Annotated in this window: 19 protein-coding genes; 14 read left to right on the top strand and 5 right to left on the bottom strand. The window is 67.4% G+C overall.

The features are described from left to right. Positions 1 to 13 precede the first annotated feature (13 nt). The gene (locus AU192_RS03110; RefSeq protein ID WP_064394269.1) at positions 14 to 1327 is read left to right on the top strand and encodes an adenylate/guanylate cyclase domain-containing protein; all 1314 of its coding nucleotides are present in this window, start codon (positions 14 to 16) and stop codon (positions 1325 to 1327) included. Here the strand turns inward: AU192_RS03110 and AU192_RS03105 are convergent. Further along, positions 1324 to 2808, bottom strand: coding sequence for an HNH endonuclease signature motif containing protein (locus AU192_RS03105; protein ID WP_064394268.1), 1485 nt, complete (start codon positions 2806 to 2808; stop codon positions 1324 to 1326). The genes AU192_RS03110 and AU192_RS03105 overlap by 4 nt on opposite strands. A gap of 193 nt (positions 2809 to 3001) precedes the next feature. On the opposite strand from AU192_RS03105, the gene AU192_RS03100 reads away from it, so the two are divergent. Further along, on the top strand, positions 3002 to 6298 hold the full coding sequence (locus AU192_RS03100) for an error-prone DNA polymerase (protein ID WP_064394267.1): 3297 nt from the start codon (positions 3002 to 3004) through the stop codon (positions 6296 to 6298). A gap of 17 nt (positions 6299 to 6315) precedes the next feature. Further along, on the top strand, positions 6316 to 7458 hold the full coding sequence (locus tag AU192_RS03095) for an MFS transporter (RefSeq protein ID WP_064394266.1): 1143 nt from the start codon (positions 6316 to 6318) through the stop codon (positions 7456 to 7458). On the opposite strand, the gene AU192_RS03090 is transcribed toward AU192_RS03095, so the two are convergent. Further along, a complete protein-coding gene (locus tag AU192_RS03090) occupies positions 7455 to 7871 on the bottom strand; it encodes a TIGR03667 family PPOX class F420-dependent oxidoreductase (RefSeq protein ID WP_064394265.1) in 417 nt (138 codons plus the stop codon). The genes AU192_RS03095 and AU192_RS03090 overlap by 4 nt on opposite strands. Before the next feature lie 22 nt (positions 7872 to 7893). Here AU192_RS03090 and AU192_RS03085 point away from each other — a divergent pair, with 22 nt between their 5' ends. Further along, a complete protein-coding gene (locus AU192_RS03085) occupies positions 7894 to 8532 on the top strand; it encodes a nitroreductase family protein (RefSeq protein WP_064394264.1) in 639 nt (212 codons plus the stop codon). Positions 8533 to 8567: 35 nt separating this feature from the next. On the opposite strand, the gene AU192_RS03080 is transcribed toward AU192_RS03085, so the two are convergent. Beyond that, positions 8568 to 9032: a tRNA (cytidine(34)-2'-O)-methyltransferase gene (locus AU192_RS03080; protein ID WP_064394263.1), complete on the bottom strand. Its 465-nt coding sequence runs from the start codon at positions 9030 to 9032 to the stop codon at positions 8568 to 8570. 50 nt (positions 9033 to 9082) lie between these two features. Between AU192_RS03080 and AU192_RS03075 the strand changes: the two genes are divergently transcribed. The 9 genes from AU192_RS03075 to AU192_RS03035 all read left to right on the top strand — a co-directional run bounded on the left by AU192_RS03075 (position 9083) and on the right by AU192_RS03035 (position 17567). Beyond that, positions 9083 to 9688 carry a class I SAM-dependent methyltransferase gene (locus tag AU192_RS03075; RefSeq protein WP_064394262.1) on the top strand — a complete coding sequence of 202 codons (606 nt, stop codon included), beginning with the start codon at positions 9083 to 9085 and terminating at the stop codon, positions 9686 to 9688. 267 nt (positions 9689 to 9955) lie between these two features. After that, the gene (locus tag AU192_RS03070) at positions 9956 to 12466 is read left to right on the top strand and encodes an ATP-binding protein (RefSeq protein WP_064394261.1); all 2511 of its coding nucleotides are present in this window, start codon (positions 9956 to 9958) and stop codon (positions 12464 to 12466) included. Next, positions 12463 to 12882, top strand: a complete 420-nt coding sequence (locus AU192_RS03065) for a roadblock/LC7 domain-containing protein (protein ID WP_064394260.1) — start codon at positions 12463 to 12465, stop codon at positions 12880 to 12882. Before AU192_RS03070 ends, AU192_RS03065 begins: the two co-directional genes overlap by 4 nt. 7 nt (positions 12883 to 12889) lie before the next feature. Further along, positions 12890 to 13261 (top strand): DUF742 domain-containing protein, encoded by a 372-nt coding sequence (locus AU192_RS03060; RefSeq protein ID WP_064394259.1) that lies wholly within the window; start codon positions 12890 to 12892, stop codon positions 13259 to 13261. Then, positions 13242 to 13844 carry a GTP-binding protein gene (locus AU192_RS03055; RefSeq protein ID WP_064394258.1) on the top strand — a complete coding sequence of 201 codons (603 nt, stop codon included), beginning with the start codon at positions 13242 to 13244 and terminating at the stop codon, positions 13842 to 13844. The genes AU192_RS03060 and AU192_RS03055 overlap by 20 nt, the downstream gene beginning before the upstream one ends. Before the next feature lie 4 nt (positions 13845 to 13848). Further along, complete coding sequence (locus AU192_RS03050) at positions 13849 to 14412, top strand: pentapeptide repeat-containing protein (RefSeq protein ID WP_064394257.1); 564 nt, start codon at positions 13849 to 13851, stop codon at positions 14410 to 14412. A 112-nt stretch (positions 14413 to 14524) separates the two neighbouring features. Continuing rightward, the gene (locus AU192_RS03045; protein WP_064394256.1) at positions 14525 to 15010 is read left to right on the top strand and encodes an RrF2 family transcriptional regulator; all 486 of its coding nucleotides are present in this window, start codon (positions 14525 to 14527) and stop codon (positions 15008 to 15010) included. Beyond that, positions 15007 to 16230 carry a globin domain-containing protein gene (locus AU192_RS03040; protein WP_064394255.1) on the top strand — a complete coding sequence of 408 codons (1224 nt, stop codon included), beginning with the start codon at positions 15007 to 15009 and terminating at the stop codon, positions 16228 to 16230. The genes AU192_RS03045 and AU192_RS03040 overlap by 4 nt, the downstream gene beginning before the upstream one ends. Before the next feature lie 62 nt (positions 16231 to 16292). Beyond that, a complete protein-coding gene (locus AU192_RS03035) occupies positions 16293 to 17567 on the top strand; it encodes an amidohydrolase family protein (protein ID WP_064394254.1) in 1275 nt (424 codons plus the stop codon). On the opposite strand, the gene AU192_RS03030 is transcribed toward AU192_RS03035, so the two are convergent. Next, the gene (locus AU192_RS03030) at positions 17564 to 20227 is read right to left on the bottom strand and encodes an FHA domain-containing protein (RefSeq protein ID WP_064394253.1); all 2664 of its coding nucleotides are present in this window, start codon (positions 20225 to 20227) and stop codon (positions 17564 to 17566) included. The two genes, AU192_RS03035 and AU192_RS03030, sit on opposite strands and share 4 nt — an antisense overlap. A 115-nt stretch (positions 20228 to 20342) precedes the next feature. Between AU192_RS03030 and AU192_RS03025 the strand changes: the two genes are divergently transcribed. Beyond that, positions 20343 to 20759: a hypothetical protein gene (locus tag AU192_RS03025; protein WP_131805099.1), complete on the top strand. Its 417-nt coding sequence runs from the start codon at positions 20343 to 20345 to the stop codon at positions 20757 to 20759. On the opposite strand, the gene AU192_RS03020 is transcribed toward AU192_RS03025, so the two are convergent. Beyond that, on the bottom strand, positions 20726 to 21949 hold the full coding sequence (locus AU192_RS03020; protein ID WP_064394251.1) for an NADH:flavin oxidoreductase: 1224 nt from the start codon (positions 21947 to 21949) through the stop codon (positions 20726 to 20728). The two genes, AU192_RS03025 and AU192_RS03020, sit on opposite strands and share 34 nt — an antisense overlap. Positions 21950 to 21962: the final 13 nt, after the last annotated feature.

The following is a 21962-nucleotide window of genomic DNA, read 5'->3' as shown; positions in this document are numbered from 1 at the left end:
ACTGACTCTGGTCATGTTCTCCGAGACGCGCTACGCGATGAATGGAGATCTGCGAATCGCCTTCCGCGCGTCCGGCGAGGGCGAGCGCGACATTGTTTACATCCCCAACTGGTTCACAAACAGCGAGCTCGCACCGGAACTTCCTGTCATGCGTGGCTGGGTTGAGGCGATGACATCGCTCGGCCGCCTCATCTTCTTCGACCAGCCGGGCATGGGGGCCTCTGATCCCGTCCCAGGTGGTGCGTTGCCGACTTTGGAGCTGTGGGTCGACAGCATCAGCGCGGTGCTCGACGAACTCGGCAGTCGCGAGGCCATCCTGATCGCGGGCGTCGGCGCGTTGGCGGCGGGGATCCTCTTCGCGGCCACGCATCCTTCACGCACAATCGCACTGGTGGTGCTGGAGGGCTATGCGGACCCCAACGCTGCGCGCGTCAGTGGGCCCTCTCCTGAGGAAGTCCTCGCGGCGATGATTGATATGTGGGGCAGAGGAGAGTCGCAACATATCTTGAACCCGGATATGCCCTGGAACGAGGAGATCAGGGCAGCGTACGCTCGGTTCGAACGCCTGTCGGCGAGTCCGAGCACCGCCGCTTCGATGATGCGATTCATGTCCGAGATGGACGTGCGCGCACTGCTGCCGGCGATCCGGGTGCCCACGCTCGTCATTCAACACACGGATGACGCTGTGGTCCCGCGGGATTGGGGAAAGTACGTCGCGGATCACATTCCAGCTGCGAAATATGTCGAGCTGCCCGGACGGAACCTGTTGCATGTTGTCGAACCATGGCGAGATTCCTTCGAGGAAATAGCGCAGTTCCTCACCGGACATCGGCCGGAGGTGGTGGACGATCGCGTGCTTGCGACGGTGTTGTTCACCGACATCGTGGATTCGACGCGCCGCGCATCGGAGATGGGTGATCGCGACTGGCGCGCCCTGCTCGATGCACACGATGCCATTACCCGCGCGCAGTTGGCGCGTTTCCGTGGTCGTGAGGTGAATACCACCGGGGACGGCTTTGTCGCGATGTTCGACGGTCCGCAGCGGGCCATCCGCTGCGCCAAGGTGATCCGCGATGCCGTGCAGGCGCTCGGCATCGAGGTGCGCGCCGGTCTGCACACCGGCGAGTGCGAGATGCGTGGTGATGACATCGGCGGTATCGCCGTGCATATCGGTGCGCGCATTGCTGCTCTGGCGGGGCCCAATGATGTGCTGGTGTCAAGCACCTTGCGCGACCTGGTGATCGGATCGGGGCTCGAGTTCGAGGATCGTGGGACACACCAACTCAAAGGTGTGCCCGGGGAATGGCCACTGCTCGCCGCCACCTAGAACGGCGGAGGTCTGTTGCGCTCGTCGGCGTAGGGCTGGTTGCGCTGACGCTCCGCTTCGATGGCGGCGGCGCGGCTCTGCTCGCGGGTTCGGTTGCGGCGCGGCATCTTCAAGCAACGGGCCGCATCGTCGATAAGGTCGACGCTGGGGTCGACCACCGCGGGCGCGGTCGGCCGGCACAGCGACGGGAACAGCAGCTTGCTACCTGGATGCGTGGTGTACTTCTGCCCGCCCGGTGAGAGCCACTCGACAGTGCCGTCGGGATGTTGTCGATCGCGCCAACCGATGAACGTCTTGTAGAGATGGTGAATTCGGCACAGGCACTTGAGGTTCGACGCTTGCGTGGCACCCCGTGGATAGGGGATGGTGTGATCGATGTCGCAACGGATGGCCGGCTTGTCGCAGTTTGGGAAGCGGCACGTCAGGTCGCGGCAGCGGATGAACCACGCCAGGGCCGCCGAGGGATTTCGTCGCCTTTCCGGAGGCGCATCCCCTGGGTGTTTCACGGGGCGACGCCGAGCGACGGCCAGCTTGGCGGCCACAATCGGGGCAGGCACCACGCCGCGGCCCATCACAAAACCTGGCGATGTCGCGGCCGGGCCTCCCAGGCTGGGATCGTCGGGTTCGACCGCCTCGACTGGCTTGTCACCGTCCAAATCCGCTGGGGTTTCGTCATTTAACGTGTCTTCGCTCGCCACGACGTGCACCATCACGTTGTCGACGGTGAGACCCGCGGCAGGGCACTCGTCCGAACCACACGCACACGGCAGCGCTTGCGCGCCGTTGACGGCGGCGGCGAGGGCGTCGGCGCGGCGCTGCTCTTGGGTGCGGGGGTCGTTGTCACACACCGTCGCGGCCAAGGCTTCGAGGCGTTGGTCGATCGACTCACCGTCGTGGGCGAAAACCGTCGCCTCGATGTAGGCGACGCCCAAGCCATTCTTACTGTTCCTCACGTCGACGTAGCGGGTGCGGGAGCTGTTCTCGGCACGGCGCACCGCGGCGGGGTCGAAGCGGTCGACCCAGTAGTCGATCGAGGTCTGCAACTTCATCGATGACAGCGTCGTCCACCCCTCGACGTGCGCAGCGATCGCGGCATCGACGTTGGCCAGCGCGTCGCGGTCTTGGATCAAGCGGGTGCGAGACACGATGGTGGTCACCTCGCGGTAGGAGATGGCGCCGGTCAGGAACACCGCGTTGACGCCGGGAAGACGGTCACGCAGGGTGATCGCGGTCTCCAGCAGGGATGCGGCTATTCCGAGCGACACACGCTGGGCGGGGGCGATCTCGGCGGCAACCGCGGCGTAATTGTCGAGGATCCATTGGTCGCGTTCGGCCGAGCCGTCGGCGGCGTACATCCGATCCAACACATCGGCCGCCGCCGAGAGCCGGCGCGCGCAGGCGGCGTTCTCGATGCGCGCCCACGCACCGGCCGCTCCGGCACCGCTAGTGCCGTCGGCCGCCTGAACCAGCTGTTCGAACATACTAGCGAATTTAGCCACGGGGACAGACGCGGGTCGGCCGCCAGTGCACTCCGTCGCCCAACCTGTAGATGAACCTGAGCTTGGGGATAACGTGCGCTTTCGTCGGGATTCAGGCGTACGCGCGCATTTCTGATGAGGCAACGGGGGATGGAGGACCCAAGTGGTTCGAACACAAGTTCGATACACTGCAACCATGGGCTGGCATACCGGGCCACCGAGCTGGGTGGAAATGGAGCGGGTGCTCAACGGCAAACCGCGCCGCGCCGGCGCTTGGCCCATCGACGAGCAGATCGGCGACGGCGGCGACAGCCCGGCCTGGTCCAGTAGGCGAGGCGAGTACCAGCCACTCGACGTCGAGCGACCCACGTCGACGGTTCCCTACGCCGAACTGCACGCGCATTCGGCTTACAGCTTCCTCGACGGCGCCAGCACGCCGGAGGAACTGGTCGAGGAGGCGGCCCGACTGGACCTGCGGGCGATCGCGCTGACCGACCATGACGGCCTCTACGGCGTGGTGCGCTTCGCCGAAGCCGCCAGGGAACTGGAGATGTCGACGGTATTCGGCGCCGAACTGTCCCTCGGCGGGGGCAACCGGACCGAAGACCCCGATCCGCCCGGCCCGCACCTGCTGGTGCTCGCGCGCGGCCCCGAGGGCTACCGGCGGTTGTCACGCGAACTCGCCAAGGCGCACCTGGCCGGCGGTGAGAAGGGCAAGCTGCACTACGACTATGACGCGCTGACCGAGGCCGCAGGCGGACACTGGCACATCCTCACCGGCTGCCGTAAAGGGCATGTCCGACAGGCGCTTTCAAAAGGCGGTCCGCAGGCCGCCGCCACCGCGCTGGCTGACCTGGTCGACCGCTTCGGCCGCGACCGGGTCAGCGTCGAACTCACCCATCACGGGCACCCCTGTGACGACGAATGCAACGCCGTCCTTGCCGAGCTGGCGCCCCGGTTCGGCCTGAGCGTGGTCGCCACCACCGCCGCGCATTTCGCCGAACCGTCGCGGGGCCGGCTTGCCATGGCGATGGGGGCGATCCGCGCCCGGCACTCGATGGACGAGGCCGCCGGTTACCTTGCCCCGCTGGGCGGTTCGCATCTGCGGTCGGGTGAGGAGATGGCCCGGCTGTTCGCCGACCGGCCTGAGGTGGTGACGGCCGCGGCCGACCTCGGTGAGCAGTGCGCGTTCGGTCTTGCGCTGATCGCACCGCAGTTACCGCCGTTCGACGTCCCCGACGGCCACACCGAGGACAGCTGGCTGCGTCATCTGGTGATGGAGGGCGCGCACCGGAGATATGGCCCACCGCAGCGGGCGCCGCGCGCATACGCGCAGATCGACCATGAGCTGAAAGTCATTGAGCAGCTGACCTTTCCCGGGTACTTCCTGGTGGTCCACGACATCACCCGGTTCTGCAGGGAGAACGGCATCCTGGCCCAGGGCAGGGGATCGGCGGCCAATTCCGCGGTCTGCTATGCCCTCGGCGTCACCAACGTGGACCCGGTCGCCAACGAATTGCTGTTCGAACGCTTCCTGTCCCCGGCGCGCGACGGCCCACCCGACATCGACATCGACATCGAATCGGACCTGCGGGAGAAGGCCATTCAGTACGTCTACGACCGCTACGGCCGCGACTACGCCGCCCAAGTGGCCAACGTCATCACCTACCGGGGTCGCAGCGCGGTACGCGACATGGCCCGCGCACTGGGCTTCTCGCAAGGTCAGCAGGACGCCTGGAGCAAGCAGCTCGGCCAGTGGGGCAACCTCGCCGAGGCGCCGCACACCGAAGACATTCCCGAGCAGGTCATCGACCTGGCCAAGCAGATCTCCAACCTGCCCCGCCACATGGGCATCCACTCCGGCGGCATGGTCATCTGCGATCGGCCCATCGCCGACGTGTGCCCGGTCGAATGGGCGCGGATGGAGAACCGCAGCGTCCTGCAGTGGGACAAAGACGATTGCGCGGCAATCGGTTTGGTGAAGTTCGACATGCTCGGCCTCGGCATGCTCTCGGCGCTGCACTACTGCATCGACCTGGTGCGCGAGCACAAAGGTATCGATGTCGACCTGGCGAAACTGGACCTGTCCGAGCCCGCCGTGTACGAGATGCTGCAGAAGGCGGACTCCGTCGGGGTGTTCCAGGTGGAGTCGCGCGCCCAGATGGCCACCCTGCCACGACTCAAGCCTCGCGTGTTCTACGACCTGGTCGTCGAGGTGGCGCTGATCCGGCCCGGCCCCATCCAGGGCGGGTCGGTGCATCCGTACATCAAGCGGCGCAACGGCGAAGAACCCGTCACTTACGACCACCCGTCGATGGAGCCGGCGTTGCACAAGACGCTGGGGGTGCCGCTGTTCCAGGAACAGCTCATGCAGCTGGCGGTGGACTGCGCGGGTTTCTCTGCCGCCGAGGCCGACCAGCTGCGCCGCGCGATGGGATCCAAGCGGTCGACCGAACGGATGCGCCGACTGCGGAGCAGGTTCTACGACGGGATGCGCCAGCGCCACGGCATCACCGGCGAGATCGCCGACCGCATCTACGAGAAACTGGAGGCCTTCGCGAACTTCGGCTTCCCCGAAAGTCATTCGCTCAGCTTCGCGTCGCTGGTGTTCTACTCCTCGTGGTTCAAACTGCATCACCCCGCCGCGTTCTGCGCCGCGCTGCTGCGCGCGCAGCCGATGGGCTTCTACTCACCGCAGACGCTGGTGGCCGACGCCCGCCGACACGGTGTCACCGTGCACGGACCCGACGTCAACGCCAGCCTGGCGTACCCGACCCTCGAGAACGTCGGCACCGAGGTGCGGATGGGTCTGGGGGCGGTCCGGCACATCGGCGACGAACTGGCCGAGCAGCTCGTCGAGGAACGAAAGACCAACGGCGCGTTCACATCCCTGTTGGATCTGACTCATCGAGTGCAGCTGTCCGTGCCGCAGACCGAGGCGCTGGCCACCGCCGGGGCCCTGGGCTGCTTCGACATCGCCCGACGCGAAGGGTTGTGGGCGGCGGGTGCGGCCGCCAGCCAACGACCCGACCGGCTGCCGGGTGTGGGCGCCTCGTCGCACATCCCCTCGCTGCCGGGTATGACCGAACTCGAGTTGGCCGCCTCCGACGTGTGGGCGACCGGTGTCTCACCGGACAGTTATCCGACGCAGTTCCTCCGAGAGGATCTCGATGACCTCGGTGTCATCCCGGCAGGAAGCCTGCTCGACGTGCCCGACGGCACCCGCGTGCTGGTGGCCGGGGCGGTGACGCACCGGCAGCGGCCGGCGACCGCGCAGGGGGCGACCTTCCTCAACCTCGAGGACGAGACCGGAATGGTCAACGTCATCTGCTCGCGCGGGGTGTGGGCGCGGCACCGCAAGCTGGCGCAGACGGCTCCGGCACTGCTGATCCGGGGTCAGGTGCAGAACGCGACCGGCGCCGTCACCGTCGTCGCCGAACGGATGGGCAAGCTCACCTTGGCGATCGGCTCCAAGTCTCGCGACTTCCGCTAGCCCGCTACGGTTGAGCGGTGCGGCGACCCGTCTACCTTCTCGTCGGTGCGGGCACCGCGCTGATCGCCTGCTGCTACGGCTTCGGGCGGTTCTCCTACGGACTGTTCGGCCCGGTGTTCGGCGAGACCTTCCACCTGAGCCCCACCATCGCCGGCGTGATCGGTGCGGGCAGCTACATCGGCTACTGCGCGGCGATCACCGCCAGCCTGCTGCTGACCGACCGCATCGGCCCGCGACGGGTCGCGGTCGCCGCCGGAGTCGTTGCCACGCTGGGGATCTCCATCATCGCGCTCGCGCCCTCGGCCTGGGTGCTCGCGGTCGGTGTGCTGGTCGCCGGCTGTAGCACCGGCATCGTCTCACCGCCGCTGGCCGCCGCGGTCGCCCAACACGTGCCGCCGAACACGGCAGAACGCGCCCAGACCGTCGTCAACGGCGGCACCGGAATCGGTGTGGTGCTGTCGGCGCCGATCGCGCTGCTGCTGCTGAGCCAGTGGCGCGCGGCGTGGGTGGTGTACGCGTTGGTCTCGGCGGCGGTGACCGTCTGGGTGTTCCTCGCCGTGCCGGCCAACTCGCAGCGCGCGGCGAAACGGGTCGATCCGCTCTGGCGCACAGGCACTTTCGGCTTGCTGCTGGCATCCTTGCTGACGGGCGTTGGCAGCGTCGCGGTGTGGACCTTCGGCCGCGACCTGATCGCCACGGTCGGCGGGGCGGACGCCACCCGCTCGTCGTTGCTGTGGATCGTCATCGGCGCGGCGGGCATCGCCGGGGCGCTCGCCGGTGATGTGGTGCGGCGGATCGGACTGCAGTGGGCCTGGGTGTGCGCGACCGTCGCGATGGCCTCGGCGACGGCGCTGTTGGCGGCCGCCCCGTGGAACCTCGGCGTCATGATCGCGGCCGCCACGCTGTTCGGCGGGGCCTACATCGCGTTGACGGGTTTGGCGCTGCTGTGGAGCGCCCGCCTGTATCCCGACAGCACCTCATCCGGGGTCGGCCTGTCGTTCTTCACGCTCGCGGCCGGTCAAGCCCTCGGCGCGCCCGTGGCCGGTGCGCTCATCGACCTGGCCGGTGGACGGGCCGCGTTCCTGGCGATCGCCGCGGTCGGCCTGTGTGCGCTTGCGGTGCGGCCCGTGAAAACGGCGCCGGTGCCCGCAGCGCGCTAACCCTCGGTGGGCGTGGTCCAGACCTTGTCGACGCTGATCCTCAGCCGCGTGTCGTAGGCGGCGAGAAACTCGTCGCTGAAACCGAGGCTGGCCGCCAACTCGGCGTATTTCGCGCGATACCGCTCGTCGTGCAGCGGATTCGCGCCCTCGGCATCGACGGTCGCGGGTCCGCCGACGACGATGATCCCGCTGCCGTTTCCATCGGAGTCCAGATTGAGGCTGACCCGTGGATGCGCCCGTATATGCCTGACTTTCGCGGCACTCGGTTCGGTGTAGACGAGCACGTAAGTCCCGTCGAAGTAGAACCACACCAATTTCGGGACGGGTTGTCCGGACTTGGCCACCGTGGTCAACCAGCCGTGCTTGTCCGACGAGAGCCGGTCGACGACTTCCTGGGTGAAATTGACTGCCATACCGCGAATGTAGTCTCGGAAAATGACCCTGAACCTGTCTGTCGACGAAGTCCTGACCACCACGCGTTCGGTGCGAAAGCGGCTCGATCTCGAGAAGTCGGTACCGCGGGAAGTGCTGCTCGAATGTCTGGAGCTCGCCATCCAGGCGCCGACGGGATCGAACGCCCAAGGGTGGCAGTGGATGTTCGTCGAAGATCCGGACAAGAAGACGGCCCTCGCCGACATCTATCGGCACAACGCGACGCCCTACCTCGACGCGCCCAAACCCACCTACGGCGACGCACGCGATCAGCAGCGCCCACGCGTCACCGAATCCGCCAAGTACCTCAACGATCACTTGCACGAAGTGCCGGTCATGCTGATCCCCTGCCTGGAGGGCAGCCCCGAGGTCGCCACTGCGGGAAGCGCCGGGTTCTGGGGTTCACTGCTGCCCGCGGTGTGGAGTTTCATGCTCGCCTTGCGTTCGCGCGGCCTCGGATCGGCGTGGACGACACTGCATCTGGTCGGTAAGGGGGAGAAGCTGGCCGCCGACGTGCTGGGTATCCCGTTCGACCAATACCGTCAGGGCGGGTTGTTCCCGATCGCTTACACCAAGGGCACCGACTTCCGTCCGGCCAAGCGGCTGCCCGTCGAGCAGATCGTCCACTTCGACTCCTGGTGAGTCTCTTCGCGCAAGCGCTCATCGGAAGGTGATGCTCAGGTCGCGCCGCTGAACCCATGCTGGCGCCACGCCTCGTACACCGCGACCGCCGCCGCGTTCGACAGGTTCAGCGAGCGCCTGCCGGCCAGCATCGGGATCCGTACCTGCGCGGTGATGTGCGGGTCGGCCAGCGTCGCCTCGTCGAGGCCAGACGGTTCCGGCCCGAACATCAGCACGTCACCCGGCTGGTAGTCGATATCGGTGAACGACGTCGTCGCGTGCGCGGTGAACGCATAGACCCGCTCGGGCGCCATCGCGGACCATGCAGCGGCCAGATCGGGATGGACGGAGACCGACGCCAGGTCGTGGTAGTCCAGGCCGGCCCGCCGCAACTTCGGCTCGGACAGGTCGAATCCCATCGGTTCCACCAGGTGCAGTTCGCAGCCGGTGCCCGCCACCATCCGGATCGCGTTACCCGTATTGGGCGCGATGCGCGGTGAGTAGAACATCAATCTGAACAACTGGCACCTCTCGGTGGAGAGCGCTTAGGGGGCGAAGGGATAATGCTCGCATGGTCGCGAAGAGCCTCTGGATGCAGAAGGTGGCGGCCGACCCCGGCCATTCCCACTGGTATATCGAGCGATTCCGCGCCATGGCGCGAGCCGGTGACGACCTGGCGGGTGAGGCGCGCCTGATCGACGCGATGGCTCCCCGGGGCGCCCACATCCTCGATGCGGGGTGCGGACCGGGCCGCCTGGGCGGCTACCTCGCTGCCGCCGGTCACCGCGTCGTCGGCGTCGACGTCGACCCGGCGCTGATCGAGGCGGCCGAACAGGACCATCCGGGCCCACAGTGGCTCGTCGGCGACCTCGCCGAACTCGACCTGCCCGCGCGGGGCATCACCGAGAAGTTCGACGTCATCCTGTCGGCGGGCAATGTCATGACGTTCCTGGCGCCGAGCACCCGTGGCGAGGTGCTCACCCGGCTGCGCGCCCATCTGAAGGACGACGGGCGGGCGGTGATCGGCTTCGGCGCCGGTCGTGACTACGCGTTCGCCGACTTCTTCGACGACGCCTCGAACGCGGGTCTCGCGCCGGATGTGCTGTTGTCGACGTGGGATGTGCGGCCGTTCACCGACGACTCCGACTTCCTCGTCGCAGTCCTTCGCCCGGCGTAGGCGGCCGCTGCTGCCGGGGTCACATCACGATCGGGTCCCGGTATTTGCTCGGTATCCTCACACCGCTTTTCACCTGCGGTTTTCAACTCTGTCTGTTCAGTAAGAATGGTGGATTCGGCCGCACATCGCTGGCATACTCGTCCAATTGCCAGGGCCGGAACAGGCCCGCCGGGGTGGGCAGATCAGTAGAAAATCAGTGGGAAGTCTCATGAATGACGTGCCATCGCTGACGATGAAGCCGCCGGCCCTGCGAACAGCCGTGCGCCGATGAGCGTGTTCTCCCCGCGCGAACCCGAGCCGCCGGTCAAACGGCCGTCGCGGTGGGCCTTGTCCAACTGGCCGGTCCGGTGGAAAGTGCTCGCGATCGTCCTGGTGCCGTTGATCGTGGCCGCAACGTTCGGCGGCCTGCGCATCTACGGCGACGTGACCGCGGAGGCCGATCTACGACGCGCCGCCGAACGCGCCGAAATGGTGCCCGCGATCGAGCGCTACATGGAGGCGTTGGAAGCGGCGATGCTGGCCACCTCGCCCAATGGTGAGGCCAACGGTGACATGCAGGCCGCGCTGAGCCGATTCGACAGCAGCCGTCGTGAACTCCAGCTCCGGATGGAGGCCACCGACGTCGCTCCGGACGTCCGCCAGGGCATCACCACCATGATCGACGACGGTCAGGCGCTGATGGACAGGGTCACCTCGAACAGCGTCGGACTGCGCGACAGCATCCAGGCCTACGCGCTGTTGCTGCTGCCCGCCGAGGATGCGGTGACCGGCTCGGTCCGCGTCGACGACGAACGCATCCGCGCGGAGACCGTCGGGCTGGCCCGGGCGATCGGGGCGCGCGGCCAGATGACGATGCAGACGCTCGCGCTCACCCGCGGTGCCGAGTTGCCCGAGCCCGATTTGCGGACCGCGGTGATCGCACTTGCCGGCACCGAGCCGTCGACGTTGTTCGGTATGAGCCAGGTGCTCGGGGTGGGATCGCCCGAGGCCAAGGCGCTGCAGGCCGAGTTCGTCAAGCGGATGGCGCTGATGACCGACCCGGCGGTGCCACTGGTCAACAACCCCGAACTACTGGGGTCGGTGGCCGCAACCGATCAGATCGCGTCCCAGATCATCGAGCGGACCACCGGGGCGGTCACGTCGGCCGTGCGGGACCGAGCCGACGCTCAGCGCACCACCTTGATCCGCGATGCGGTCATCGTCGGTGTGTCCATGCTGGTCGCGCTGATCATCGTGGTCCTGGTGGCGCGCACGCTGGTGCGACCGCTGCGGCGTCTGCGCGACAGCGCGCTCAAGGTCGCCCACGAAGACCTCGGCGCAGAAATCGAGCGGGTGCGAGCCGGTGGTGACGCCTCGCAGATCACCCCGATCCCGGTGCACACGACCGAGGAGGTGGGCCAGGTGGCCCATGCCGTGGATGAACTGCACGAGCAGGCCGTCTTCCTCGCCGCCGAACAGTCGCGGTTGCAGCTGCAGATCGGGGACATGTTCGAGACGCTCTCGCGGCGCAGCCGCTCACTGGTTGACCAGCAATTGGCGTTGATCGACCGGTTGGAGCGCAACGAGGAGGACCCCGAGCGGCTCGAGAGCCTGTTCCGGCTGGACCATCTGGCCGCCCGGATGCGACGTAACGGCGCGAACCTGCTGGTGCTGTCCGGCGCGAGGGTTCCTCGCGAGCAGGCCGAGCCGGTTCCGGTCTCCGCGGTGATCAATGCCGCGGCCTCCGAGGTCGAGGACTACACCCGGGTCGTTACCGCGACCGTTCCCGACAGTGAGGTCGTCGGCGCCGTCGCCGGTGACCTGGTCCACCTGCTCGCCGAACTGCTCGACAACGCGCTGCGCTACTCGCCGCCGATCTCACAGGTGCGGGTGTCGGCGGTGCACACCGCCAACGGCGGACTGGTCATCGAGGTGAGTGACATCGGGCTCGGGATGACCGAGTCGGATCTGCGGGTGGCCAACTCCCGTCTGCAGTCGGGCGGACAGGTCGACCCCTACACCGCGCGGCACATGGGGTTGTTCGTCGTGGGGCGCCTCGCCGCGCAGCACGGGCTGGTGGTCCGGTTGCGGTCCACGATCGGTGGCGAGCCGGATTCGGGCACCACCGCCGGTGTGTATGTTCCGAGCGAGTTGTTGAGGCGGCCCGGGGAGCCGCATCAGTTCAGCGAGCCCGAGTACGCCACGCCCGCCGACGCCCATTCGGGGATCGCGACGGCGCTGGCGCTCGATGAGCCGAGGCACGCCAATGGCCACTCTGATGCGCCGATCGCGGTCCTGCCGCAGCGCAACCCCGGCGCCAGCGGTATCGCGGCCACCCCGGATGAGGAAGTCGAGGAGCCGGAACCGGCCGGCCGGCCGACGGACACCTCGAGCTTCTTCGCGGCGCGGACACAAGCGGCGGAAACGGCCGATGCCGACGACTCGATCTACCAGAGCATGCTCTCGGAGTGGCTGGTCGACCCGACCGAACTCGCCAACAGCGAGGACCTGAACTGGGAATCGGTCTGGGACCACGGCTGGTCGGCCGCGGCCGCCGCTGACGAGGCCCCGGTCACCGAAGTCACCGACGACGGGCTTCCGGTGCGCACTCCGGGTGCCCGCCTCGTGCCGGGCGCCGCGCAGACCGGCGAGGTAGCATCGGCGGCTGAGTTGGGCGCCGAACCGGGAGCCAAGCAACGCGATCCTGACGCCGTTCGCGCCAGCATCAGCAGCCACTTCGGCGGGGTGCACGCCGGCCGCTCGCACGCACGAGAGACCAGAGGAACCGATACCGAATGACGTACCCGGCCCGTTCGACGCAGCGTGACTCGCTCGACTGGCTGGTCTCCAAATTCGCCCGCGAAGTGTCGGGGGTGACGCACGCGGTGCTGGTGTCCGCCGACGGGCTGCTGATGGCGGCCAGTGAGCACATCCCGACCGAGCGGGCCGACCAACTCGCGGCCGTGGCCTCCGGACTGGCGAGCCTGTCCACGGGTGCGGCGCAACTCTTCGACGGCGGCCACGTGCTGCAGTCGGTGGTCGAGATGGAGAACGGCTACCTGCTGTTGATGCGCGTCGGCGACGGCTCGAACCTGGCGACCCTGGCGGCACGCAACTGCGACATCGGCCAGATCGGTTACGAGATGGCGGTATTGGTCGAGCGGGTGGGCACCGTCGTCCAGTCGGCGCGCCGGCGCGCACGCCAACATTCGTGAGCCGCCGATAAACCAATGGGAGGGCGACGTCGCGGCCGAGCCGAGCCTGGTCCGGCCGTACATCCTGACCGCGGGCCGCACCGACTCCCGCGTCTCGCTGCCGCTGGAAGCGCCGATCGAGGCGGTCGACTCGGCCAAGCCGCCGCGCTGGCCGGGTAACGACGTGCGCGGGCAGATCGTGGCGATATGCGTCGACCGCCCGTCGGTTACCGAGATCGCTGTGAAGTTATCGTTGCCGCTCGGCGTGGCGCGGGTGCTCATCGGGGATCTCGTGACGCAGGGTTATGTGGCGGTCGGCAGCACCCTGGGCGAGTCGACCGACATCGACGAAAGACGTGAGTTGATAGGAAGGACACTGCGTGGCCTCAAGGCACTTTGAGGAGCGCCGAGCACCGAAACCCTCGGGCCAGCCGGCTTCTTCCAAGATCGTCATCTCGGGCGGCTTCGGCGCCGGGAAGACGACGTTCGTCGGCGCGGTCTCCGAGATCGTGCCGCTGCGGACCGAGGCCTTGGTGACCGCCGCCTCGGCGGGTGTCGACGGGCTGGAAGCCACGCCCGAGAAGAACACGACGACGGTGGCGATGGACTTCGGTCGCATCACCTTGGCCGATGACCTGGTGTTGTACCTGTTCGGCACGCCCGGTCAGCGCCGGTTCTGGTTCATGTGGGACGACCTCGTCCGCGGCGCGATCGGAGCCATCATCCTGGTCGACGTGCGGCGGCTACAGGACAGCTTCGCCGCGGTCGACTTCTTCGAGGCGCGTAACCTGCCCTTCCTCGTCGCAATCAACGAGTTCGACAGCGCGCCAAGGCATCCCGCCGCCGCGGTACGCAAGGCGTTGGCGTTGGGCGAGCACGTTCCGGTGATCACCGTCGACGCGCGTGACCGGCAGTCCGCCAAGGCGGCGTTGATCGCGATCACCGAGTACGCTCTGGCGAACCTGACCTCCCTGCCCGGTTGACCGAGTGCGTCCCGACGAAACACTGTGGAGCGACGAGCACTACACCGGCCGCGACTTCCGCGACGACGACCTCAGCAGGCTGCGCACCGAACGCGTGGTCTTCGACGAATGTGATTTCCGCGGGGTCGACCTCACCGAATCCGAACATGCCGGTTCGGCGTTTCGGAACTGCCGGTTCGAGCGAGCGACCCTGCACCACAGCGTATTTCGACAATGCAGCATGCTCGGATCGGTATTCACCGGAAGCCGCCTTCGGCCGATGACGCTGGTCGACGTCGACCTGACAATGGCCGTCCTCGGCGGATGTGATCTGCGGGGTGTGGATCTCACCGGATGCCGGTTGCGTGAGGCAGGCCTCGTCGACGCCGATCTGCGCAAGGCGGTGTTGCGCGGCGCGGATCTGAGCGGGGCGCGGGTGCAGAACCTGCGACTCGACGAGGCCGACCTTCGCGGCGCCAGGACCGACCCGACACTGTGGACCACCGCTGGCCTCACCGGCGTGAAGATCGACGTCGACCAAGCGCTCGCGTTCGCCGCCGCGCACGGCCTGAACATCCACGGGGAATGATGCGGCGGCGGATGCCGCGAATCGCCTGATCAAAAAACCGCAGCGTACGTGGTGTTTAAGCACACATCGGGAAAACTCGCATCCGCAATACCGAATTACTACGTTCTGTCGTATGCAGCTCACTCGGTTCACCGACCTCGGTCTTCGGACCATGATGCTGCTCGCCGCCGGCGAAGCAGAGGACCGCCGGGTCACCACCCGGTCGATCGCGGTCGGTGCGAACGCCTCGGAGAACCACGTCGCCAAGGCGGTCGCCCGATTGGCCGATCTCGGCGTGGTGAACACTCAGCGCGGCAGGGTCGGCGGGCTGACCCTGACCGCGGCCGGCCGCGAAGCGTCACTCGGTTGGCTCATCCGGCGCCTCGAGGGTGACCGGGAGGTCATCGACTGCGACGGCGCCCACCCGTGCCCATTGGTGTCGGCATGCCGGTTGCGCCGTGCGCTCGCCGACGCCAAGGAGGCGTTCTACCGCGAGCTCGACCGCCACACCATCGCCGATTTGACAAGGGATGCAGGGCTTCTCCTGATCCACGGGCCACCGCTCAAGGGCGCCGACCCAGAACCTCTTCCCCAACCCGCCGAAAGGGCCCCCCGATGACCGCCATTGCCGCCGCACCCGCTGAACTCGATCCGCAACACGCCGAGATCGTTTCGGTCACGCTTCCTCTGATCGGTGCGCACATCGACGAGATCACCACGGAGTTCTACCGCCGCCTGTTCGCCAACCACCCGGACCTCTTGCGCAACCTGTTCAATCGCGGCAACCAGGCCCAAGGTGCTCAGCAGCGGGCCTTGGCGGCGTCGATCGCGACCTTCGCCGCCCACCTCGTCGACCCACAGCTTCCGCACCCGGCCGAACTGCTGTCCCGGATCGGGCACAAGCACGCGTCACTGGGCATCACCGCCGAGCAGTACCCGATCGTGCACGAGCATCTCTTCGCCGCGATCGTCGCGGTACTCGGCGCTGACACGGTGACCGACGAGGTGGCCGCCGCGTGGGACCGGGTCTACTGGATCATGGCGCAGACCCTGATCGACATCGAGCGCGCGCTCTACGCGGCCGCGGGGGTCGCCGACGGTGACGTCTACCGTCGCGTCCGTGTCGTCTCCCGGCTCGACGACCCGTCGGGAGCGGTGCTGCTGACCGTCCGCCCGGTCGGTGGCGGGTTCCCGGAATTCCTTCCGGGACAGTATGTTTCGGTGGGCGTCACGATGCCCGACGGTGCGCGTCAGCTGCGCCAGTACAGCCTCGTCAACGCTCCGGGAGAGGACCTGACGTTCGCGGTCAGACCGGTCGCCGCCGTTGGCGATCAGCCCGCCGGCGAGGTGTCCACCTGGATCGCGTCGAACGTCTGCGTCGGCGACATCCTCGACGTCACCGTGCCATTCGGTGATCTGCCCGCGCCCACGGGGGACCAACCACTGGTGCTCATCTCGGCCGGGATCGGCATCACCCCGATGGTCGGCATCCTGGAGTACCTCGCGGCCAACGCGCCCGCCACCCCGGTGCAGGTGTTGCACGCCGACCGCAGCGACGTCAGCCACCCGCTGCGAGAGCGACAGCACGAGCTGATGGCCCAGCTGAAAAACGGCTCGCTGGACGTCTGGTATGAGGACGGCCTGACCGCTGGACGGGCGGGCGTGCATCCGGGGCTGCTCACGCTGGACGGCATCGAGTTGCCTGCGACCGCCGAGATCTACCTGTGCGGCAACAACGGTTTCGTGCAGGCGGTCCGTACTCAGTTGCTCGCGCGGGGTGTGCCGGCCACGCGGGTGCACAGTGAGCTGTTCTCACCCAACGACTGGCTGCTGTCATGAGCGGGTGCGGCCAATAGCGCCGAAACCGCATGCGGCCATCTGTCCGGAGAAAGAATGGGCAGATGGCCGCCACATGGGACACCCTCGATCGCTACGTCGTCATCTCCACCGACACCCACGCGGGGGCCGACCTGCGCGACTACAAGGCCTACCTGCCCGCCCGGCTGCACGACGACTTCGACGCATGGGCCGCGACCTATGTCAGCCCGTTCGACGACCTGATCATCGCCACCGCGCAGCGCAACTGGAGCCATGAGCTTCGGATTTCGGAGATGGACGCCGACGGGGTGGCGGCCGAAGTGCTGCTTCCCAACACCGTCCCGCCGTTCTTCCCGACCACCCCGAACATCACCATCACGCTGCCGCGCACCCGCGACGAGTTCGAGAAGCGATGGGCCGGTGTGCAGGCCCACAACCGGTGGCAGATCGACTTCTGTTCGTTGGCGCCGGCGCGGCGCCGGGGGCTGATTCAGGTGTTCCCCAACGATGTCGACCTGGCGCTCGAGGAGATCCGCTGGGGCGCCGAGAAGGGCTGCTTCGGCGGCGTGCTGCTACCCGCCGTCTCACCCGGTGACCCCAACGTCGCACCGCTGTTCCACACCCGCTACGAACCGATCTGGGCGCTGTGCGCGGAACTCGACCTGACCGTGGTTCAGCACGCCGGAGCCGGCAGCCCGCTGATGCCGATGGATCAGCCGGCGTCGAATGCCGTGCTGGTCACCGAGATGGCGATGTGGGCGCAACGCACGGTTTCGCACCTCATCCTCGCCGGGGTGTTCGAGCGTCATCCGACCCTGCGGTTCGTGCCGACCGAGCAGGGAACGCTGTGGCTGCAGGACCAGATGATGCTGCTCGACGTCATGGTGCCCTCGATGAAATCCGAAGCGGGGAACCGCACGTACGGAATGTTCGGCGGCTCGTCGATCGACGAATTGACCATGGAGCCCAGCGATTACGCCAAGCGGAACTGCTACCTGGCATCGGAGTTGACGCCGTACGAGTCGTCGACCATCGACTACCTCGGTGCCGACCACGTCATGTGGGGCAGCGACTACCCGCACGAGGAAGGCTTCGCGCCGCACTCCAAGTTGGCGATCCGCTGGGCACTGCACGACCAACCCGAGGACGTGTGCCGCAAGATCCTCGCCGGGAATGCCGCCCGGCTGTACCGGTTCGACCTGGACGCCCTCGTCCCGGTCGCCTCCGAGATCGGTCCGACGGTCGCCGAAGTGCATACACCGCTGGGCGATACGGGTTATGTCTCGCCGCCCGCGTTCGGTTACCGCCCGTTCGAGGGCGGTCTCGCCCTCAAGCGGCTCGCCCCTGCCCGAGGCTAGGTACTGCTCAGCCGAATCCGCCAGCGCACGAACGCCGTGTAGCCGATGGAGATCAGCGCCAGCATGCCCATGTCGAACAGCCATGTGCCCGCGCTGTGTTCCCAGTGTCGGTCGTTGGGCGTCAATGGGCCAGGCACCAACCGGATCAGGTCGATCGTCGAGGCCGAAGCCGCGAAACCCCAACGGGCAGGGGTGAACCAGGACATCTGATCGAGCACGATCCGGTCCGTCACCGGGATCATGCCGCCCGAGAACACCAGCTGGGACATGATCGCCACCACCAGCAGCGGCATGATCTGTTCGTTGGACCTGGCCAACGCCGAGAGCGCCAGGCCCACCATCGCCGCGGCCACCGTCGTCACCGCGATGTCGACGAACAACTCGATGCTGCGGTTGCCGATGAGCGCGCCGCTTTCGACGGCCCCGGGACCCCAGCCCTTACCGATGATCGCGATCGCCGTGACGATCGCCGACTGGACGATCGCGAACAGGGTGAACACGAACACCTTCGCCAAAAGGTATGCGGTCGTTGACAATCCGACGGCCTGCTCGCGGCGGAAGATCGCCCGTTCGCCGATCAGCGCCCGGATGGTCAGCGCGGTGCCCATGAAGATGGCGCCGACGTTGAGCATGACCAGGATCTGGCCCGGCTCGTTGGGTGCCGGGCCGCCCTGTATCGCAGGCACCGGCACGCCGAACCCGACGTCACCGGGCACGGAGAGCGACAGCACGCCCATGATGAACGGCAGCAGCATCAGGAACGCGAAGTAGCCGCGGTCGGACACCACCAGTCGCACCTGTCGGCGCGCGATCGTCGAGAACTGTCGCCGTACGCTCGTGCTCGTCGGGCTGCCCAGATCGGACGGCTCCTCGGTCGGCGGCGGCGGTGGCGGAGGCCCGTGCTGGGACAGGAAGCGTTCGTTGGCCGCCTCGGGGTCGCTGGCCACCGAGCTGAAGATGTCGGCCCAGTTGGTGCTGCCCATCGACGGGCCGATCTGGCTGGGCGGGCCGTAGAACGCGGTCTTTCCGCCGGGCGCCAGCAGCAGCACCTGATCGCAGACGTCGAGATAGGTCAGCGAGTGCGTGACGACCAGCACGACGCGCCCGGCGTCGGCCAGTTGCCGCAGCATCGTCATCACCTGACGGTCCAGTGCGGGGTCCAGACCCGAGGTCGGCTCGTCGAGGATCAGCAGCGACGGGCCGGTCAACAGTTCGAGCGCAACCGAAGCGCGCTTGCGCTGGCCGCCGGAGAGCTTGTCGACGCGGGTCTCCAGATGGTTGGTCATCTCGAGTTCCTCGAGCACCTGCATGACGACCTGTTCCCGGTCGGCCTTCGTGGTGTCCGGCGGCAGGCGCAGTTCCGCGGCGTACATGAGCGCCTGACGGACGGTCAGCTGACCGTGCACGACGTCGTCCTGGGGGACCATCCCGATCCGGGAGCGCAGCGACGCGTATTCGGCGTGCACGTTGTGGCCCTCGAAGGTCACCGTGCCCGTCGTCGGATGGGTATAGCCGGCGACCAACCGGGCGAACGTCGACTTGCCGGCGCCCGACGGGCCGATGACCGCGGTCAGAGTCCCGGGCCGCGCGGCGATCGAGATGTTGTCCAGCAGCGTCTTGTTGTTCTCGATGGTCCACGTGACGCCGTGAACTTCCAGTCCGCCGGTGCGGGTCGCGGCCTCGCTCTCGCTGCGGCGGACCAGTGTGCCGCCGGAGAAGACGAGGTCGATGTTGCCGATCGTGACCGTATCCCCGTCGCGAAGCAGCGCGGACTCCACGCGTGCACCGTTGACGAACGTGCCATTGATGCTGCGGTTGTCGATGATCTCGGTACCGGCCGCCGTCGGCACCAGCGTGGCGTGGTGGCGCGACGCCAGCACGTCGGGTACGACGATGTCGTTGTCGGTGGCTCGACCGATCTTGACTGCGCCGGGGACGTTGTCCGGCGGCCTGGTTCCCGGCCGCAGAATCTTGAGCATGCTCGTGGCGAGGTTGCCCTCGCTGGAGCGCGGAGCCGCGGTCGGTCCCATCATCGTCGCCGACTCGAGCGCCGGGGACGATATCACCTGACGCACCGGCTGTTGAGGGCTCGTATAGGCCGCGGGCTGCGGCGTGCTGGGATGCCGGGGCGGGGGAGGCGCACTCGGATAGGTCGGTTGTGGACGCGCCTGACCCGGCGGCGGACCGTACGGCCGCGCGGTGTGCGGAGCCGAGTGGGGTCCCGAAACCGGCGGGGGTGGCGGCGCGGTGGGGTAGTTGCCCGTCGGTCGCTGGTTGGCGATCGGCACCGCCACGGTCGGTGTCCGGCCGACCGCGCCCTGATGGCGGCCGATCTCGAAAGTCAGCCGCGGACCGTCGGGATTGCCGATGTTGATCGTCTGACCGTCGTGGATGTCGACCGCGGAAACCCTGCGGTTGTTGACGAACATCCCGTTGAGGCTGCCGTTGTCGATCGCCACCCAGCGGCCCTGGTCGAAGCGCAACACCAGATGCGCACGGGAGATCAACGGATGGGCGATGCGAACGTCGGCGCGCAGATCGCGGCCGATGACGACGTCATTGCCCGCCGCGAAGGTTCGGGTCGATCCGTCGTACCGAACGGTGAGCGCGGGTGAAGCAGCTCGGCTCGTCGGAGCCGGACCGCCGGCGACATTGGACATCGTCGCCAACTCTAACGGTAGGCATGTCCGACCCGGTGCTCCGACCACGAAAGTTTGCCGGTCGTACGGCGAGTCGCGCGCTTATGGCGACGAAACGTGGTCACCATAGGTCATGGTGTCTCGGGCGCCTTTCCTGGTCTTCGGCATTGGCGGGCTCTGTGTCGTAGCGGCGTTCCTGGCGCCGACGGTCGATGCGCAAGGCGCCATCGCGATCGACGCCCGTGGGTTCGTCGACTCCGAAGCCCGTTGCGAGGCCCCATGGCAGCCAGCGGCTTTGGGCCGTACCCAGTTCGCGCTCGTCGCGATCTGCGAACGTGGCAGCAGCTACGAGTACCGCGGGGTGCGGATGAGCGACGGTCTGGTGCTGACCGCGCCTGCCGTCGAAGACAGTGACGGCGTCTTCACCGTCGAGAACGAGGGCGCCACATATACGTTTTCGCCCAAGGAACTCGTCGTGACCGCCGGAGACCAGGTGCTGGTGACCGAACCGATGGTGGCCTACGTCGAGCCGCGGCCCGCCGTCGACGGCTGATAGTTGTCCGGCGCCCCGGTCAGCACACAGCGGGTGTGGCTGTAGATCGTCGGCATGCACTTGTTGCAGTGATCGCAGATCGACTGCACCGAGCTGTCGGCCTGGATGCGGTTGATCAGGTCCGGTTCGGCCAGCAGCGCGCGTCCCATCGCCACGAAGTCGAATCCCTCGGCCATCGCGAGGTCCATCGACTCTCGGTTGGTGATGCCGCCCAACAGGATCAGCGGCATCTTGAGTTCGGCGCGGAACTTCTGGGCGTGGCGCAACAGGAACGCGTCGCGGTAGGGGTACTCGCGCAGGAACTTCTTGCCGGTCATCCGGATGCCCCACCGAATCGGCGGCTTGAACGCATTTGCGAACTCCTTGACCGGCGCGTCGCCGTGGAACAGGTACATCGGGTTGACCAGCGAGCTGCCCGCCGTCAGCTCGATGGCGTCCAGCCCGCCGTCCTCCTCGAGCCACTTCGCGGTCTGCAGCGACTCCTCGATCGGGATACCGCCGCGCACACCGTCGGTCATGGTCAGCTTCGCAGTCACCGCGATAGGGGCACCTTCCTTCTCCACCGCGCGCCGCACCGCCATGACGGCGCCGCGGGCCACTTTGGCGCGGTTCTGCAGGGAACCGCCGAACTCGTCGGTGCGGCGGTTGAGCAGCGGGCTGAGGAACGAACTGGCCAGGTAGTTGTGGCCGAGATGGATCTCGACCGCATCGAAACCGGATTCGATCGCGAGGCGCGCGGCGTTGGCGTGGGCCTCGGTGACGTCGCGGATGTCCTCACGTGTGGCCTTTTTGGCGAACCGCATCGACAGCGGGTTGAAGAAGCGGATCGGCGCCAGCGCCTTGGCCTTGTTGGTCCGCGCATTCGCCACTGGGCCGGCATGGCCGATCTGCGCGCTGATCGCCGCGCCCTCGGCATGGACCGCTTCCGTCAGCCGCTTCAGGCCGGGCACCGCCTCGGGGCGCATCCAGAGCTGCCAGCCGTCGGTGCGCCCGCCGGGGGCGACCGCGCAGTAGGCGACCGTCGTCATCCCGACTCCGCCGGCGGCGGGCAGTCGGTGGAAGTTGATCAGTTCGTCGGTGACGAGCGCGTCCGGCGTCGACGCCTCGAACGTCGCCGCCTTGATGATCCGGTTGCGCAGCGTCACCGGGCCGAGCTTGGCCGGGGTGAACACATTGGGCTGAGTGTTCATGGTCTCAGAGCAT

It is taken from the genome of Mycobacterium lehmannii (assembly GCF_001499925.1).
Classification (GTDB): Bacteria; Actinomycetota; Actinomycetes; order Mycobacteriales; family Mycobacteriaceae; genus Mycobacterium; species Mycobacterium lehmannii.
The sequence above is the reverse complement of the archived record's forward strand: the minus strand, read 5'-3'. Positions and strand labels throughout refer to the sequence as shown.

Bases quoted from the DNA above. Each gene is read 5' to 3' on its own strand.
- AU192_RS03110 (WP_064394269.1), top strand. From the start codon at position 14: ATGTTCTCCGAGACGCGCTACGCGATGAATGGAGATCTGCGAATCGCC.
- AU192_RS03105 (WP_064394268.1), bottom strand. From the start codon at position 2,808: ATGTTCGAACAGCTGGTTCAGGCGGCCGACGGCACTAGCGGTGCCGGA.
- AU192_RS03100 (WP_064394267.1), top strand. From the start codon at position 3,002: ATGGGCTGGCATACCGGGCCACCGAGCTGGGTGGAAATGGAGCGGGTG.
- AU192_RS03090 (WP_064394265.1), bottom strand. From the start codon at position 7,871: ATGGCAGTCAATTTCACCCAGGAAGTCGTCGACCGGCTCTCGTCGGAC.
- AU192_RS03085 (WP_064394264.1), top strand. From the start codon at position 7,894: ATGACCCTGAACCTGTCTGTCGACGAAGTCCTGACCACCACGCGTTCG.
- AU192_RS03075 (WP_064394262.1), top strand. From the start codon at position 9,083: ATGGTCGCGAAGAGCCTCTGGATGCAGAAGGTGGCGGCCGACCCCGGC.
- AU192_RS03070 (WP_064394261.1), top strand. From the start codon at position 9,956: ATGAGCGTGTTCTCCCCGCGCGAACCCGAGCCGCCGGTCAAACGGCCG.
- AU192_RS03065 (WP_064394260.1), top strand. From the start codon at position 12,463: ATGACGTACCCGGCCCGTTCGACGCAGCGTGACTCGCTCGACTGGCTG.
- AU192_RS03045 (WP_064394256.1), top strand. From the start codon at position 14,525: ATGCAGCTCACTCGGTTCACCGACCTCGGTCTTCGGACCATGATGCTG.
- AU192_RS03040 (WP_064394255.1), top strand. From the start codon at position 15,007: ATGACCGCCATTGCCGCCGCACCCGCTGAACTCGATCCGCAACACGCC.
- AU192_RS03035 (WP_064394254.1), top strand. From the start codon at position 16,293: ATGGCCGCCACATGGGACACCCTCGATCGCTACGTCGTCATCTCCACC.
- AU192_RS03030 (WP_064394253.1), bottom strand. From the start codon at position 20,227: ATGTCCAATGTCGCCGGCGGTCCGGCTCCGACGAGCCGAGCTGCTTCA.
- AU192_RS03020 (WP_064394251.1), bottom strand. From the start codon at position 21,949: ATGAACACTCAGCCCAATGTGTTCACCCCGGCCAAGCTCGGCCCGGTG.